This is a genomic window from Cohnella caldifontis (assembly GCF_029360585.1).
Lineage (GTDB): Bacteria > Bacillota > Bacilli > Paenibacillales > Paenibacillaceae > Cohnella > Cohnella caldifontis.
Map to the genome: position 1 here is coordinate 100,394 of NZ_JAQZSJ010000005.1, position 16,608 is coordinate 117,001.

Sequence of the window (16,608 nt, forward strand, 5' to 3'; positions counted from 1 at the left end):
GGTTTTTCCCGTTGGGTGGCAAAAAAAGGTTTACGAGAACTCAAATTTGAGTATAATGAGGAAGGGTTTACTCAAATTTGAGGAGAGGGAAGTTCGATGGATTCCAAAAAAAGCAACGTCAACCTGGTCGTCACGGGGTTGCTGCTCGGGCTGTTCATGGTATCGCTCGACCAGACGATCGTTTCGACGGCGATGGCGAACATCATCAAGAAGCTTGGCGGCATGGAAAGCTTCATCTGGGTCTATTCCGCGTACATGATCGCGATGGTCGTCTCGACCCCGATATTGGGCAAACTGTCCGATATGTACGGCCGCAAACGGTTTTTCCTGCTCGGCCTCGTGCTCTTCGTCGTCGGGTCGATCATGTGCGGCACGGCCACGAACATGGAGCAGTTGATCGTCTACCGGGCGATCCAGGGGATCGGCGGCGGGGCGGTCATGCCGATCGTGTTCACGATCATATTCGATCTGTTCCCCCAGGAGAAGCGCGGCAAGATGATGGGGCTGTTCGGCGCCGTATTCGGCATTTCGAGCATCTTCGGGCCGCTCTTGGGCGGAACGATTTCCGACGGCCTGAGCTGGCGCTGGATTTTCTACATTAACGTGCCGATCGGCTTGCTGTCGATTTTGTTCATTTGGATGGGATATCGCGAAACGAAGCAGACGAGAAAACAAATCATCGACTGGACCGGGGCGATCTTGCTGACGGCGGGGATTCTGTGCCTCATGTTCGCGCTGGAGCTCGGCGGAACGGACGGCTGGGCGTGGGGTTCCTGGAAGATCGTTTCGCTGCTGGCCGCTTCCGGCGCGCTATTGGTCTTGTTCTTGCTGGCGGAACGGATGGCGAAGGATCCGATCGTGAATTTGAGCCTGTTCCGTTCCAACCTGTTCACCGGCAGCATGATGGTCGGCCTCCTGTACGGCGGGGCGATGATGGCCGGCGCGACGTATATCCCGATCTTCGTTCAAGGCGTATTCCACCAAACCGCCACGCAGACGACCACGGTGCTCATTCCGATGATGCTCGGGTCCGTCGTCAGCGCCCAGATCGGCGGAAGGATCGCCGGCAAATTCCGGTTCCGGGACGTCATGATCGTGTCCGCGCTCATGCTGACGGCCGGCCTGTCGCTGCTCGCGTTCGCGATGGACACGTCGACGAGCCGGCTGATCATCAGCTTGTACATGATCGTAGTCGGCCTCGGAATGGGTGTGTCGTTCTCGCTGCTCAACATTTCGACGCTGAGCTCCGTTCCGCCGCAATACAAAGGCTCGGCGTCTTCGCTGATCGCCTTCTTCCGGACGATCGGATCCGCTCTCGGCATTACGGTATTCGGCGTGCTGCAGAAGCACGATTTCCAGGAGCAGCTGCGCGACGTTCCGAACCTGAACCCGCAGCTGGCGGCGCAAATCAAAGGCGGCCAGGCGCTGCTTGATCCTGCGGTCCAAGCGCAGATGGGCATGTCGCCGGATGCGGTGAACGCGCTGCTGTCGAGGCTGGCCGATTCGATCATTTACGTTTTCCAATGGTCGGTCATTCTACCCGTCATCGCCTTGGTCTTCGTCTTCCTGATGGGGCGCGCGCGCCTTTCGGCCATGCCGGCAGGCGCACCGGCGGCGGGCGGCGGGCAGGGCCGTCCGGACGCTTCGCCGGACAACGCCGCGGGTACCGAGCCGAGCTTTCATGGGGGGTGAGTCCCCTTGTCGGTGAAGTTGCTTGTATTGGGCATGCTGTTAGAACGCGACCGGCACCCCTATGACATCCGGCAGACCATCAAGGAACGGAACTGGAACGAAACTTTCCATATTCGGGACGGCTCGCTGTACTACGCGGTGGACCAAATGAAGGCCGACGGATGGATCGAGGCGGCCGAGGTCATCCCGGTGCCGGGCGAGCATCGTCCCGACAAGACGGTGTACCGGATCACGGAAATCGGCAGACAGGCGTTCCTCGATCTCCTCTACGGCCAATTGGAGCAAGCGCAGCAGTACCCCAGCCATTCGTTTTTTCCCGCGCTGCCGTTCGTCCGGCACGCCGATATCAGCCGGGTAGGGGAATCCGTCGTCCGCCAACTGGAGGCGTGCGAAGCCCGGATCGAACGGATGCGATGCGTGATCGGCTTGAAGGAAGCTTATCTGCCGCGCGGATCCGTTCACCTGCTGCGGGGGATTCTCCGCTTCACCGAAGCGGAGCGGGACTGGCTGCGGGATTTGCTGACGGACGCCGAGTCCGGCGCGCTCGGAGACCCTGGATGGTCTCCGAAGCGGGTGGCTGAGATGCAGGAGATGATGAAACGCCGGTCCGAATGAGGAAAAGCCTTGCAAGGGGAGGGTTCCCAGCCCCCTTGCAAGGCTTTTCATGATGAAGGCGATAGGAGACGATCGTTTAGTTCCCGTGCGAATGATAGATGAGTTGCACGACGCCGGAGGAGAACGTTTTTGCATGGACCAGTTGTAAACGCAACCTTCGTTTCCTATCCGCAAACAAAGGTTTTCCTTCTCCCAAAATAACGGGATGCACGGATAATCTGAATTCATCGACTAATCCGAGATCGATAAAAGTCGTGACAAGACTCGCCCCGCCATAGAGCCAGATGTCTTTACCGGGCTTGCTCTTCAGTCGATTTACTGCTTCCAGAATATTTTCGTTGACGAATATCGCTTGATGATCATCCGTTCCCTGTTGCGTCCGGGAAAACACGTATTTCTCTTTGCGATGGACTTGTTCCCAAATTTCCTTCTCCATTTCCGACTGTTCGATTCCGGGAGTAAATTGTCCCCACAAGTCATAGCTCTTTCTTCCATACAATATCGTATCGATTTGATTCAAGAAATGAAGAAACCCCATCTCCGCGTCCATGATACACCAATCGATTTCCCCATTTTTCCCTTCGATAAAACCGTCTAACGTAACCGCTAAATCCAAGATGATTTTTCGTTTCATGAGATATGCCTCCTCGTCTATGGATCTACCCCCCAAGTATAGCTGATAAACATGACATCTCGTGACATATTACGAGTCGATCGGGTCGAAATGGCCTATGAAACGAAGGGATAATAGAGCGGCCCTCACGAAGGAAAATGGCGGCGGCCGTCGAATGTTAGGGGGCAGAGAGGCCCTAACGGGGAGAAGGGAAGAGGCGCGCATGTGGGACGATCGCAAGTCGGTACGATCTTGGGTCATGTACGACTGGGCCAATTCGGCATTCGCTACCACAATCATGGCGGCGGTGATGCCGATCTACTTTCAGAAGGGGATCGGGGGAACGGACGCGGGCTGGGCGTTCACCCAGACGGCCTCCGCGGTGGTCATTGCCGTGCTCGCGCCGCTGCTCGGCGCGATGGCGGACCATTACGGGAACAAGAAAGCCTATTTGCGGTTTTTCACTTATCTCGGGGCGGCGGCGAGCGTCTGCTTGGCTTTTCCCGGCAACGGAGACGTCTTGTTCGCCTCCCTGCTCGTGATTCTCGGCATGATCGGGATCGGGGGCGGAGGCACGTTTTACGATGCGCTGCTCAATGACGTCGCTTCGCCGGCAAACCGGGAGAAGGTCAGCGCAAGGGGATACGCGATGGGCTACCTGGGCGGAGGCCTGCTGCTGGTCGTGAACCTGCTGCTGATCCAAAAGCCGGAAACGTTCGGCTTGCCCGACTCCGCGGCGGGCTCCAAACTCTCCTTCGTCACGGTCGGCATCTGGTGGCTGGTATTCTCGCTCCCGCTCTTCCGCAACGTGAAGGAAACCGCCTCCGCAACGCGGGGACGGTTAGGCGGACAGGTGAAGGAAGGGATCCGAAGGCTGGGCGAAACCGCCCGCCAGATTCGCCACTACCCGGAGCTTTGGAAGTACATGATCGCGTACTGGTTTTTGTTCGACGGGGTCAACACGGTCATCGTCATGGCGACCAGCTACGGCACGACGATCGGCATCGAGGATTCCGCCTTGATCGGCGCGCTGCTGATCACCCAGTTCGTCGGCTATCCTGCCACGGTCGGATTCGGGGCTCTGGCGGCGCGGCTGGGCGGCAAAACGATGCTGTACGCGTCCATGGCGACATACTTGATCATCGTGGTTCTGGGCTTCTTCATGACGAACGCGCTGCATTTCTTCGTGCTGGCCGGTCTGGTCGGTCTGGTGCAGGGCGGTTCCCAGGCCACCGCCAGGGCGATTTACAGCCGCCTGATCCCGCCCGCGAGGACCGCCGAGTTCAACGGTTTCCTGACGTTTACGAGCCGGTTTTTCTCGTTCGGGGGGCCGCTCGTGTTCGGCTTGGTCAAAATTTTCACCGATTCCAGCCGGTACGCCATTCTGGCCGTGGCTTTCTTCTTCGTCGCCGCCATGGCGATGCTGACGTTCGTCAACGTCGCCAAAGGGGAGCGGGAAGCGTTGCGGGCGTTCGGCGAACCCGCGGACGGAACCGCCCGCTCCCCCTCCATGTGACCCGGCTCAAACCGGGATCGCGGAATCCGCGAACGTGATCGCGGCGGCGCCGCAAGACAAGCCGGTTTCATAGGATACGTCGCCGAGCACGCGGGCGAATTCCCCGCGCCGCCGCTCCGAATCGGCACCCTTCCCGCCGAGCAGCCAGGCGAGGGCGGCTCCGCCCGTCTCCCGCGCGTCCGCCAGCGCGGCGTCCCACAAATCGTCCGCGCTTTCGGTCCGGAACCGCGTACGGTCGGTCGGGTCCACCCAGGGCCGGCGGGCGTCGTTCAGCACGTCCCAATCCGGCAGGACGCGGGGGGGAGAGAACGGCTCCAGCTGCCGCCGCAGCAGCAGGCGCTTCCAGCCGGCCGGATCGAAGAACAGGCGCTGGGCGCGGACCATGTTCCGGACGGCTTCGTCCAGCTGCTCCGGCAAAATCCGCTGCGCCAGCGCGGGATAGCAGGCAAGCAGCAAGCCGTGGAACGTACGGGAGAACCCTCCGGGCAGTCCGCCGCCGGCGTCGATTTCGGGAGCGACCGGCACGCGGCCGGTGGAGATGCCGGCCCTGCGGTGCAGGATGACGGCATCCATCGCCGTCTCGTACCGTTGGTGATGCCATTTGCGAAACCCCGAACGGCTGAAGACGAACGGATGGAGGTTGCGGTCCAGCACGTGGTGAAGCAGGAAACCGAACGAGAACGCGAATGCCGGGTCGGACGCGTCCCGATCCTTGATCCCGTCCATCAGGGAGAGCAGGAACGGACCGCATCGGACCCCGTGCATGAGGTTTCCCAAGCGGTTCAGATCCGTGGAGGCCTGCCAGGGCAGAAAACGGTGGTAAAACAGAAAATCCGGCCCCTGGCAGCCGAGCTGGAACGCGGTTTTCCACGCGCGCGCATCGAGCTGTTCCCGAAGCGGTCCTTCCGACACCGCTTCGCGGCCGAATTGGATATGGGCCCAAATATTCGGCATTTTTTCCTCGCCCTTCCGTTGAATTGTCGTCGCGTTCTAGGACTTGCCGGGCATTCGGATGATTCTGGAGTCCCGTATCATGGCAAAAAGAGGTATACTTGTCCCGGCATTTTCAGTATAATGGGAGAAAGCGGTTACGAACAGCATGTCGGGCATTGTCGATGAAAGGGGCGCAACTTACGTATGAAGGCCGAGTACATCAATCCGTTTCTGGAGTCCGCCCGGATGGTCATCGAGCAAATGGTTCAAATCCGTCCCAGCACGGGACAGCTGGCTTTGAAAGATATCAAGTTCGTGGATCATCACGTCTGGATTCAGATCGGACTTACCGGGCAAATGACGGGGGACATCGTGTTCGGATTCAGCGAAACCGTGGCGCTGAAGATCATTTCGGCCATGATGGGCGGATTCGTCTTGACGGAAATAGACGACCTGGGCCGGAGCGCGATTTCCGAGCTGGGCAACATGATCAGCGGCAACGCGAGCACGATGCTGTACAACCAAGGCGTGCACGTCGACATCACGCCGCCGCGGGTCATCGACTTGAGCCATTTGGAATCCCGCCGGGCGCTTACGGTTCCATTGATCATGGACGGAATCGGCGAGATGGAAATCCAGGTTTTGATCGCGTAAAATAAGAAGAAGCGATAACGCCCCGTACGGGGCTTTTTTCTTGCACATGTTAACCGGAGAATATGTTGAGGAGGAATCCGTTTGGCGATTTCGCTGAAAGACCGCGTCGTCATCATCACCGGGGCTTCGAGCGGCATCGGCGCCCTGGCGGCCGCCCGGCTGTCCGAACGGGGGGCGATCCCGGTCCTGACGGCGCGCTCCGAAGATAAGCTGCGGGAGCTGTCCGACCGAATCCGGGGGCCGCACGCCGTCTATCCGCTCGACGTGACGGATTCGGCGCAGGCGGAGGATATTGCTTCGCGCGTCTACGAACGCTATGGCCGAATCGATATTTTGCTGAACAACGCCGGATACGGGGAATTCGTTCCGTTTCGGGACGCCGATCTCGAACATTTCCGGAGCATGATGGACGTCAACTATTTGGGCGTCGTGCGCTGCATCAAGGCGGTGCTGCCCTACATGGAGCGCGCCGGCTCGGGCCATATCGTCAACGTCGCCTCGCTCGCCGGCAAAATCGGGTCCGCCAAATCCAGCGGCTACGCCGCCACCAAACACGCGGTGCTGGGGCTGACGGAATCGCTGCGGCAAGAGCTTCGGCCTTCCGGCATCCTGGTGTCGGCCGTCAATCCCGGCCCGATCGACACGCCTTTTTTCGAGCGAGCGGATCCGGAGGGGACGTATCTCCGCAACATCCGGTGGTTCCTCATGCCGCCCGAGAAAGTCGTCCGGGCGATTATCGAAGTAATGGAGCGGCGCCTGCCGGAGAAAGATTTGCCGTGGCTGGCCGCGGCGGGCGTCCGCGTTCGCCGGCTGTTCCCCCGGTGGACCGAATCCATCGCCGCCAAAATTTTGAGCCAGAAATAAGGAGGGCCATGAAGTGTCCGATCCGTCCGAGCATACATTCGAAGGCCTCGGCCTGAGCCCCGCCCTGTCGGAGGCTTTGCAGGCCGAAGGAATCACGGCGCCGACGCCCGTGCAGTCCCAAGCGATACCGGATATGCTGGCCGGCCGCGACGGCGTGCTGGTGTCCCCGACGGGCACCGGCAAAACGCTGGCCTACCTGCTTCCGATTCTGCAGAAGCTGGACGGAACCCGCCGCGAGACGCAGGCCGTCGTGCTGGCCCCGACCCAGGAGCTGGCCATGCAAATCGTCCGGGAAGCGGAACGGTATGGCGCAGGTCTCGGCATTAAAACCGTCGGGCTGATCGGCGGCGCGTCCTTGTCCCGCCAATTGGAGCGGATGAAGGCGAAGCCCGCGCTCGTCGTCGGCACCCCAGGCCGCGTCCGGGAAGTCGCTTCTCTCCGCAAGCTCAGCTTGCCCGGCGTCCGGTTCGTCGTCGTGGACGAGACCGACCGCGTATTCTCGCTGGGCGGCAGAGCCGACGTCGAACAGCTGATCCGACAGTGCTCGCGGGACCGGCAGACGGTGTTCGTCTCGGCCACCCGGTCCGATGCCATGCGGGAGGCCGAGCGGTCGTGGCTGAAGCAGCCCTGGGTATCGCAAGCGGCCGAGCAAGGGCCCGGCGCGGGAAGCGGGCTGCCGGACACGATCCGCCATTGGTACTTCACGGCCGACAAGCGGGAGAAAATCGATCTGGTGTGCCGTTTGGTCCGCCATCTCCATGTGAAGCCGGTGTTGCTTTTCTTGAACGACATCGAAAAAATCGGCGAGCTGACCGCGAAGCTGAAATACGAAGGCATCCTGGTCGACGCGCTGTACGGGGACACCCCCGGCAAAGAGCGCGGCGAGGCGCTGCGCCGCTTCCGCGCCGGGCGCACGCACGTGCTGGTCGCCACGGATCTGGCGGCGAGGGGGCTCGACGTGCCCGGCCTCCCGCTGGTCATCCAGTTCGAGCCGGCGCTGGACGCGGACCATTACGTGCATCGGGCGGGGCGCACCGGGCGGATGGGCCGCGAAGGCGTCTCCATTACGCTTGCGGCCCCGCAGGAGCGTTTTATCGTCGATAAGCTCTCCAAGCAGCTCGGGATCCTCATGGAGCCGAAGACGTTTTATCAAGGCCGCGTGTTGTCGCCGGAAGAAGCCGGCCGCCGCAGAAACGTCGTCTCCGCCCGGGCGAAGGAGGGCGCCGGGAAACTCACGGAAGCGGCGGAACGCAGCTCCGAGCCGGTTCGCGGGACGTCTCCCAAGCCGGCCCGCAAGCCGCCGGCGCAAGCGCCGGCCTCCGCCCAAGCGAAGGGCAAGGCCAAGATCGACCGGGAGCGCGACCGCAAAAACAAAGGCGCTCCCCGCTGGTTGAAAGCCAAGCGGGAAGTTGGTCCCGGTTCGGATCGCCCGTAACGCGAATCGGTAGGACCAACGTCTCATTTTCCGGAAGTACCCGCCAAAACCCCCAGCCGCTCCCGAATCCTCTAGGCGTACGGTTAAAAACCGTGAATCCGGACAAGGGAGTGGTTAGGGATGAAGAACGTTTGGAAGAAGACGGCCGTTACGGCCCTCGCGGTCAGCATGCTGGCAGGGAGCGCGGCAGGAGTCGCATCCGCGAAATCGAACCACGGCAACAACGGAAACGGCAAAGGCAACGGCGGCGCGAAAGCGAACGTCCATATCAACCTCAACTTCAAAGACCTGAACGAAAAGCAAATGCAGTGGGCATACGCGCACATTATCCGGCTGGCTGCGCAAGGCGTATTCAACGGATACGACGACGGCAGCTTCAAGCCGGGCAACAACATCTCCCGGGTGGAGACGATCGTCGCGGCCGTCCGCTTGCTCGGCCTCGAAGCGGAAGCCCAGAAGCCGGAGAACATGAACGCCACTCTGAATTTCAAGGACTTCGACCAGTTGAAGAAGAAATACCCGAACGCCGTCGGCTACGTGGCGGTCGCCTTGAAGAACGATCTGATCGGCGAAGACGAGACGTCGATCCAGCCGGAAAAGCCGGCCACGCGGCTGTGGGCTTCCGTGTTGCTGGTCAAAGGTCTGAAGCTGGGAGACGAAGCGAGAGCCGACATGACCGCGTCGCTTCCGTTCAAGGATTCCAAGGAAATTCCGGCCGGCTCCGTCGGCTACGTCGCCGTCGCGGTGGAGAAAGGCATCGTCTCGGGTTACACCGACCAGACGTTCAAGCCGAACAAGCCGGTTACGCGCGCCGAACTGGCCACCATTCTGGACCGCCTCGGCGTTGAGCTCCCGGGCCAAGGAAACACGGACACCGTCAATGCCGCGGTTACGGGCACCGTCGTCGCCAACGTGTACGGCAGCTCCATTACCGTGCAGAAGACGGACGGCACGAACGTCACGATTCCGGTCGCTTCCGACGTTTTCGTATTCCGTAACGGCGTGAAGGCTTCCGCGTCCGCGATCGTGGCCGGCGACCAAGTGCTGGTTCGCACGTACAACGGCCAGGCCGTATTCATCGAAGTCACGAAGCTGGCATCCGCAACGACGCAATTCACGGATGCCGGCAAAGTGAGCGCGTTCACGTTCGACGCTCAAGGGCGGATCGCTACGATTTCCCTGGTTCGCGACGTGAACGGCACGTCCTCCACGGTCGTGTATAACGTCGATCCGAGCGTGTCGATCACGGGCGGCTCCGGCGTGCTGGCCGTAAACCTCGTCGTCATCGTCAAAGGCGAGAACAGCAGCGTCAAGCAAATCCAGATCACGGGCTGACGTTTCGCGTAAAACCCGTCAATTGGCAAGTCAGGCACCCTTCGGCCGAGCCCCAGGCCGGAGGGTGTTTTTTGTGCCTGTATGTCCGGCAGCGTTATAATGGAAAGAACGAATGGATACCGAGAGGGGAGATCGCGAGTTGGTTCAGGAAGGGCGGACCGAAGCCACGCTGCGGGTAACGGACCTGACGGGCGGATACAGCCGGAGAAAGCCGGTTCTCCACGGCGTTTCCTTGGAGGTTCGGGCGGGGGAAATCGTCGGTTTGATCGGCCTGAACGGCGCGGGCAAAAGCACGTTGATTCGCCACGTGCTCGGACTCATGACGCCGCATTCGGGAGAAGTGAGCGTAATGGGCGTCCGGCTGGAGGAAGATCGGGACCGGTATCGCCAATCCTGCGCTTACGTGCCGGAGCATCCGATGCTGTTCCCCCATCTGACGGTGCGCGAGCATCTTCGCTTCTCTGCTTCCGCGTACGGGATGGACAAGGAAGCCGCGGAACGGAGAACGGCGGAGCTGGCTTCCGCTTTCCGCATGTCCGAGGCGCTGGACGCTTTGCCGGACACGCTGTCCAAAGGAATGAAGCAGAAAACGATGCTGATGGGCGCGCTGCTCGTCGCCCCGCCGCTGCTGATCATCGACGAACCGTTGCTGGGGCTGGATCCGCTCGCCATCCGGGGCTTGCTCGGCGCCTTGGAAGAGGCGCGTGACGCGGGCTGCGCGATTCTGCTCAGCTCGCATATTCTGCCGGCGCTGGAACGGAGGGCCGACCGGCTGGCGGTGCTGCACCGTGGCGAAATCATCGCCCGGGGAACGCCGCGGGACGTGAAGTTACAGGCCGGCTTCGATTCGGCGGACGCCTCGCTGGACGACGCGTTCGAGACCCTGGTGGTGAAGGCCGAAACCCGAGGCTCGGCCGCCGAAGGAGGGCCGTCCCGTGTCTGACGGACGGAACGACCGGCAGCGGGAGCCGCTCCTCTCGCTGAAGCGCAGCCGCGCCTCCGCTTTCCGGACCGAGGTGTTCCCGTACTTCCGCTATGTGGCCCAAAGCGGTTTTGGGCTGCTCGTCTCGGCCGTCTTCTTCGCGTTCGCGATCGGTTACGGGAACCTGCTGCGGGACGTTCCGCCGGACTTGCCGGCCGGGCTTACGGGAGCAGCGGCGATCGCGGCGGTCTCGGTCTGGACGCCGCTGCGGACGTATTTGGGACGGGCCGATACGGTGTTCATGCTGCCGATGGAGTCCTCCGTCATGCGGACGTATTTGCGGCCGACGATCCGCCGGGCGATACGTTCCGGCGCGCTGCGGGCTTTGGCCGCGTACGCGGTTTTCCTGCCGCTGTACGTCCGCGCGCCCGCGACGGAAGCGGCGGCGGCCGGCAGGCCGCTCTGGCTGCTAGGCTTGGCGCTGGCCGCGCTGGGCGCCTGGAACGCTTGCGGGGGCTGGATAGAGAGGCAGACCGTGCGCGGGGACGCGAGGCTGCTCCTTCGGCTGGCGAGGTTCGCGTTGACGCTATTGGCCGCTTGGGCGCTGGTGAATGCTTCGCCGCTGCCGGCGTTCGGTTTCGCCGCGGCAGCCGCGGCGCTCGTGTCCGCGTGCTGGCGGATCCCGAAGCGGCAGGCGCTGCCGTGGGAGAAGCTGATCGCGGAGGAGGAGGCGGCCCGCCGCCGCTGGATGCGGTTTCTCGGCTGGTTCGTGGACGTGCCTTCCGAAGCGGCCAGGCCGAAGCCGAGACGCTGGGCGGCCTGGATCGGGGACCGCCTGCCTTGGGGGCGCGGGCGTGCCTGGCATTTCTTGTACGCCAAGACGTTTCTAAGAGGCGAAACGTTCGGCGCTTGGCTCTGGTGGAACGCGGTGATCGGCTTGATCCTGATCGCCGCGAACCATCCGGCCGCCGATTGGATCGCATACGGCATCGGGGCCGCCATCGGCGGCATCCAGCTCGGAGAGCTGGCCGGTTATCGGTTGGCCGCGCCGACGGAATCGCTGCCGCTGGATCCGAGCGGCCGCAAAGCCGCCGCGGCCGGGACCGCCCGAGCGGCCGGCATGGCCGGCGCCGCCGTACTGTGGCTGCTGGCCGCCGTTCCGTATCGCGCAGACGTCGGTTGGGTCGGCTGGGCGATGCTGGCGGCAGGCTTGCTGTGGAACGGTTGGCTGATCCCAAGGCGAATGGCCAAACCGCGTGAGGACGACGAGGAGTGAAGGTGGATTGGAAACAAACGGGGGCTTTTGCCCAAGCGACCGCGGCTTGGGCAAAAGCCCCCTTCTTCGAATCTCCCTTACTTCCCGGCCCGCACGTCGAGTACGGCGCGGTGGATTCGGTCGAACAGGTCCTCGAGTTCAGGCTCCTCGATGCAGGAGAACGCGACCCGCAGGTCGGTGCCGCCGAGGGCGATCGTGCCGACCTCGTATTCGTTCAGCAGCAGCTGCCGCACCGCTTCCGCGTCTACGTCAAGCTTCAGGCACATGAAGTAGCCGGAGTTGAACGGGTAGTATATCAGATCGTCTCCGTATTTCCCGCTGTCAAGCAGCTGTTTGACCCGATTGGCGCGGCCTTTCATGATCGCGTATTTCCGCGCCTTCTGATCGGCGAAATCCGGGGATTTCAGCGCCCGCAGCACGAACGTCTGCGAAGGATGCGGCCCGCTGGAGATCGTCGCCCGGATGATGCCGAGCGTCTTCTGCTCCAGGGCGGCCAGACAAGCGTCGGAGGTTCCCCCATAGGTGATGAAGCCGACCCGGAAGCCCCACACGTATTCTTCCTTCGTCGCGCCGTCGATCTTCACGGGCAGCACCCGCTCGTGAAGCCCGCACAGGCGTCCGAACAAGGATTCGTGCAGGGAATCCTCGAAGAACAGCGCGAAGTACGCGTCGTCCGTGACGGCCACGACGTTGATGCCGGCTTCGGCGGCGTCGCGGATCGCGGCGACGATCGCTTCGCCCTCCTTCTTTCCGGGCGTATAGCCGGTCGGGTTGTTCGGGAAGTTCAGCAGCACGATCGCCTTGCCCCGCTCTTTCTGCGCCAGCAGCGCGTCCCGCAGTCCGGCGGCGTTGAACGAACCGTCGGCGTCGTACAGCGGGTATTCCACCATGACCGCGCCGCGGCGGATGCCGAACGTCAGCTCGTAGTTCTCCCAGTTTTTATCCGGCAGGATCACCGCGTCGCCTTCGTCGGCGAACAGATCGGCGACGATGCTGAGGCCGTGGGTCAACGCGTTGGTCACGACCGGCTGGCTGAACCGCTTGCCGGCCAAGGACGGGTTCTCCTGCAGCATTTTGTCGCGCCAAGCCGTGCGCAGCTCGGGTTTGCCCGCGGGCGGCGCGTATTCGTAAATGTCCTTCGGCTCGTAGGCGGACAACGTTTCCTGAATGACTTCCAGGTGCATCGGCTGTCCGTTCTCCGTCGCGATGCCGATCGTCGCGTTGTACGTTTTCGCCTTCTGCTTGGCCTCCGCGGACTGGCTCAGGATCCCGATTTTCGGAAAGTAAATGGCCCGGCCGAGTTTCGAGAGCATTTCGAAAACGCGGGGCTGCTCATGGGCAATGGTTTCGTTCAACTGCTGGGCGAGGGGATTCATGGCTTCCTTCCTTCCAAAATTTCGATTCGGTCTCTAGAAACGATTGGTCATCGCTATTATACACGAATGGACCGGGAGCGTCATCGACCGGGAAAGGAAAAGGAATGGCAATTCGGAGGATTCCGGATAAACGGCTTATCGGCCCGCGGAATCGTGCGGCGCCTTGGCCCGGATCCACGCCATCGTTTCCGGGTCGCCGGGCCAATTCCGGTTTTCCAATCCGGCCAGTACGCCTTCCCGCTTTTTGCCGCTCATGTTCTGCCCGAATTTGAATTTGCCGGAGACGGACTCGGAATCCAGCCGCAGCACCCCCACGCCTTTCAGCTCCGGAACGTATCTGGGGTCGGCCGCGTCGATCGGCGCGTGGCCCCCCTCCGGCTGCATGGCGGCCATCAGCGCGCCGAGCGCCCCGGCTTTCTCCTGCAGGTCCTCGACTTGGCTGACGGTTCCCCGGATCCGGACGGAACGGAAGAAAACCGTCGCCGGACAAGCTCTCACGGGATCGGAGAAATAAGACGGAATAAACGCGTGGGCTTCGTAGACGACGAATTCGGCGCGCGGATCATCCGCCAGCCCGCGCATTTTCTCGCCTGCCTTGCTGCCGTGGAAATAGATCGCATCCGCATGGTAGACGAAGTTCAGCGGCACGGCTTTCGGCCACCCGTCGCTCCCCCGGAACGTCAACACCCCGTCGTGCTTTTCCCGCAAAAACGCCTCGATTTCCTCGCGGTTCTCCACTTCGAACTCTTTTCTTCTCATGGCCAGTCCCCCTTGTCGATCCCGCCGTTCACGTATGGATGGCGTCGATTGACGTACAGTGTAAAACTGAAATTGACATATGAAAAGATCCAATTTAGAGTAAAATCAATAGACCATTTCACGCTAAGGAGGAAGACCGAATGGCGCTGCCGATCGCGTATGAGGCCAGGCTCGCGGAATGCGGAAGCAAACACATGGCGCTGTACCAAGCGCTGAGGGACGCGATCGCGGGCGGGCTTCTCCCTCCGGGGGAGAAGCTGCCGTCTACCCGCGCGCTGGCGGCCATGTACGGTCTGTCCCGAGGCAGCGTGAATCTCGCTTACGAAATGCTGGCGGCGGAAGGGTACGTCCGAACCGGCGTCGGACAAGGCACCTTCGCCGCGGGGGCGGCGGGAACGGCCGCCCGGATCCCGGGAGGGACGGCTGCCGCGCAACCGGATTTGTCCGCCTGGGGCCGACGCCTCATGGAAATCGGCGGATCGGACGAATCGGATGAAACGGACGAATCGGATGAAGGGTACGTACCGGCCACTTCTTTGCCAGGCGCAGAGATGGAGGAAGCTCCGCTCAGCTTCGTCCCCCGGAATATCGGAGAACGATGGTTTCCCTGGGCGGAATGGCGGTCGGCCGTAGCCTCCGTCTGGCCCGGCAGCAAGGGGAACAGGGAGCCGCCTTCTGCGCCCGCGGCGGGAAGCCTCGAGCTCCGCCGGGCCATTGCCGGCCGCCTGCGGCGGGAGCGGGGCATCCTGTGCGACGCCGGCCACGTCGTGCTCACCGGGGGTTCGATGCAGGCGATCGCACTGCTGTCCCAATTGCTGCTGGAGAAGGGGAGGACGGCGGTGGCCGAAGACCCGGGGTATACCGGCATCCGAATGGCGGCGCAGGCGGCGGGGGCGGCTGTCGCAGCCGGGGCGGTCGACGACGGCGGCATCGTGCCGCGGGATTGGGATGCCGACGTGCTGTTCGTCACGCCGACGAGACAATATCCGACCGGGGCCGTTTTGGCTTACGAGCGGCGCCTGGCGCTGCTGGAATGGGCGTCGCGGCGGGGCGCCTGGATCGTGGAAGACGATTACGACAGCGATTTCCGCTGGGGCGGACGGCCGATCGAACCGCTCAAGTCGCTGGACCGCGAGGACCGCGTCGTATACGTGGGCACGTTTTCCCGTTCGTTGCGGACGGACATCCGGATCGGCTTCGCCGTCGTTCCCTCGGCCCTGCGGGACGCATTCGTTGCGGCCAAGCGGCTGTACGAACCCCATCCCACGGGGCTGACCGAGCAGCGGGCGCTCGCCGTTTGGATGGCTCAAGGCGGTTACGACCGCCACATGCGGCGGATGAGAAGGATTTACGGCCGGCTGCAAGGAACGCTGCGCCGCCTGATGGAGGAGAAGCTTGGCGAATGGTTCCGCGTCGTTCCTTCGGATGCAGGGCTGCATCTGTATGCCGTTTGGAGGAAAAATGAGGTAGAATATGAGAGACTGAGACAAGCTTGCCGAAGCTTCGGGGTGGAATGGAAGGACGCGGGCTTGTACAGGCTTGATCCCCGAAGCAGTCCGCCGTCCGGCATTTTCGGGTTTGCCCACTTGGACGAAGAACAGATCGGGGAAGGAGTCGCGCGCATTCGGCGGGCGGCGGATTCGCTGGGGCTGTAACGATGGAGACGACGAAGTCTTTTTGTTTAAGGATTAGGAGAAATGTGATGCAATTTCTTGTGGATATTAACCGGGGGCTCCCCCAAAAGTAATCGGTATAGGCTGCTTAGTTTCGCGTCACTTTTGGGGGATCCTGTTCAAGGGGAAGGATGACGAACATGCTGAACGCGGCACCGTCTTCGTTCGTGCTTACGCCTTCGTTCGCCAAAATCTCGTGCGAGCCGGGCTGGAAATGGCAGAAACGCCCGAAGGCGATGGAGAACTACGATTTGTTCTACGTATGGAACGGCGAAGGGGAGGTCGTGCTGGGAGAGCGGGCCTATCCCGTGAGCAAAGGGAGCTGCTTCCTGTTCCGCCCGGGCGACCATCCGACGGCCACCCACAATCCGCAAAAGCCCCTTACCCTGACTTATATCCATTTCAACGTCACGGAAAAGGTAGAGGAGGTGCCCGAGCGGTACCGCGTCATCGAGGATTCGATCGACTTCGAGTTCCTGCTGGCCCGTTACGTCCGGTTGTTCCTCGTGCGCACGTTCGCGGCGGAAGAGGAAGCGCGGCTCCTCCTGAAGCTGATGATGATCCATCTTCTCCGCCAGGACCGGGAAGAGCCGGTGGAGCGCAAAGCCAGCAACCAACTGACGGAGAGCATCCACGAAGTGGCGAACTTTATCCGGCAGCATCCCGGCACCGCCCACCGGGTGGACGAGCTGGCGGCCCGGGCCGGGCTGTCTTCGCGTTATTTCTCGACCAAATTCAAGGAATTGATCGGCGAGTCCGTCCAGACGTACATGATCCGCAGCCGGATCGAGCGGGCGCAGCATTTGCTGACGCATGCGGGCATGAACGTGACCGAGGTGGCCGACGCGCTGGGTTATCGGGACATTTTCTTCTTCAGCCGGCAGTTCAAGCAGTACACGGGCAAAAGCCCTTCGGAAATCCGTTGAAAACGTCGGCGGCAGATCG

The 16,608-nt window shown here is 62.0% G+C and carries 15 protein-coding genes; 11 read left to right on the forward strand and 4 right to left on the reverse strand.

The genetic code is table 11. The features are described 5' to 3' along the window. Nucleotides 1-96 precede the first annotated feature (96 nt). Together PTZ19_RS10020 and PTZ19_RS10025 are read left to right on the forward strand one after the other, a co-directional pair. A complete protein-coding gene (locus PTZ19_RS10020; protein WP_276354122.1) occupies nt 97-1,692 on the forward strand; it encodes an MDR family MFS transporter in 1,596 nt (531 codons plus the stop codon). A gap of 12 nt (nt 1,693-1,704) precedes the next feature. After that, nucleotides 1,705-2,307, forward strand: coding sequence for a PadR family transcriptional regulator (locus PTZ19_RS10025; RefSeq protein ID WP_276354316.1), 603 nt, complete (start codon nt 1,705-1,707; stop codon nt 2,305-2,307). A 76-nt stretch (nt 2,308-2,383) separates the two neighbouring features. Here PTZ19_RS10025 and PTZ19_RS10030 read toward each other — a convergent pair whose 3' ends face one another. Continuing rightward, nucleotides 2,384-2,941, reverse strand: coding sequence for a dihydrofolate reductase family protein (locus PTZ19_RS10030; protein WP_276354124.1), 558 nt, complete (start codon nt 2,939-2,941; stop codon nt 2,384-2,386). Nucleotides 2,942-3,143: 202 nt separating this feature from the next. Between PTZ19_RS10030 and PTZ19_RS10035 the strand changes: the two genes are divergently transcribed. Continuing rightward, on the forward strand, nt 3,144-4,436 hold the full coding sequence (locus PTZ19_RS10035; RefSeq protein ID WP_276354125.1) for an MFS transporter: 1,293 nt from the start codon (nt 3,144-3,146) through the stop codon (nt 4,434-4,436). A 6-nt stretch (nt 4,437-4,442) separates the two neighbouring features. Here the strand turns inward: PTZ19_RS10035 and PTZ19_RS10040 are convergent, their stop codons facing one another. Beyond that, nucleotides 4,443-5,390: a zinc dependent phospholipase C family protein gene (locus tag PTZ19_RS10040; protein ID WP_276354126.1), complete on the reverse strand. Its 948-nt coding sequence runs from the start codon at nt 5,388-5,390 to the stop codon at nt 4,443-4,445. Between the two features lie 183 nt (nt 5,391-5,573). Here PTZ19_RS10040 and PTZ19_RS10045 point away from each other — a divergent pair, with 183 nt between their 5' ends. From PTZ19_RS10045 to PTZ19_RS10070, 6 genes are all read left to right on the forward strand, one after another. Next, complete coding sequence (locus tag PTZ19_RS10045) at nt 5,574-6,023, forward strand: chemotaxis protein CheX (RefSeq protein WP_276354128.1); 450 nt, start codon at nt 5,574-5,576, stop codon at nt 6,021-6,023. An 87-nt stretch (nt 6,024-6,110) separates the two neighbouring features. Next, the gene (locus PTZ19_RS10050; RefSeq protein WP_276354319.1) at nt 6,111-6,887 is read left to right on the forward strand and encodes an SDR family NAD(P)-dependent oxidoreductase; all 777 of its coding nucleotides are present in this window, start codon (nt 6,111-6,113) and stop codon (nt 6,885-6,887) included. 13 nt (nt 6,888-6,900) lie between these two features. Next, complete coding sequence (locus tag PTZ19_RS10055; protein ID WP_276354129.1) at nt 6,901-8,322, forward strand: DEAD/DEAH box helicase; 1,422 nt, start codon at nt 6,901-6,903, stop codon at nt 8,320-8,322. Between the two features lie 120 nt (nt 8,323-8,442). Next, nucleotides 8,443-9,657, forward strand: a complete 1,215-nt coding sequence (locus tag PTZ19_RS10060) for an S-layer homology domain-containing protein (RefSeq protein ID WP_276354130.1) — start codon at nt 8,443-8,445, stop codon at nt 9,655-9,657. A gap of 112 nt (nt 9,658-9,769) precedes the next feature. After that, nucleotides 9,770-10,600, forward strand: a complete 831-nt coding sequence (locus PTZ19_RS10065; protein WP_276354132.1) for an ABC transporter ATP-binding protein — start codon at nt 9,770-9,772, stop codon at nt 10,598-10,600. Next, nucleotides 10,593-11,855 (forward strand): ABC transporter permease, encoded by a 1,263-nt coding sequence (locus PTZ19_RS10070; RefSeq protein WP_276354133.1) that lies wholly within the window; start codon nt 10,593-10,595, stop codon nt 11,853-11,855. The genes PTZ19_RS10065 and PTZ19_RS10070 overlap by 8 nt, the downstream gene beginning before the upstream one ends. 77 nt (nt 11,856-11,932) lie before the next feature. Here PTZ19_RS10070 and PTZ19_RS10075 read toward each other — a convergent pair whose 3' ends face one another. Together PTZ19_RS10075 and PTZ19_RS10080 are read right to left on the reverse strand one after the other, a co-directional pair. Further along, nucleotides 11,933-13,231, reverse strand: coding sequence for an aminotransferase class I/II-fold pyridoxal phosphate-dependent enzyme (locus PTZ19_RS10075; RefSeq protein WP_276354134.1), 1,299 nt, complete (start codon nt 13,229-13,231; stop codon nt 11,933-11,935). A gap of 135 nt (nt 13,232-13,366) precedes the next feature. Next, nucleotides 13,367-13,990 (reverse strand): pyridoxamine 5'-phosphate oxidase family protein, encoded by a 624-nt coding sequence (locus PTZ19_RS10080; RefSeq protein ID WP_276354135.1) that lies wholly within the window; start codon nt 13,988-13,990, stop codon nt 13,367-13,369. A 140-nt stretch (nt 13,991-14,130) separates the two neighbouring features. On the opposite strand from PTZ19_RS10080, the gene pdxR reads away from it, so the two are divergent. Continuing rightward, complete coding sequence (gene pdxR / locus PTZ19_RS10085; RefSeq protein WP_276354136.1) at nt 14,131-15,645, forward strand: MocR-like pyridoxine biosynthesis transcription factor PdxR; 1,515 nt, start codon at nt 14,131-14,133, stop codon at nt 15,643-15,645. 158 nt (nt 15,646-15,803) lie between these two features. After that, complete coding sequence (locus PTZ19_RS10090) at nt 15,804-16,589, forward strand: helix-turn-helix domain-containing protein (RefSeq protein ID WP_276354137.1); 786 nt, start codon at nt 15,804-15,806, stop codon at nt 16,587-16,589. Nucleotides 16,590-16,608: the final 19 nt, after the last annotated feature.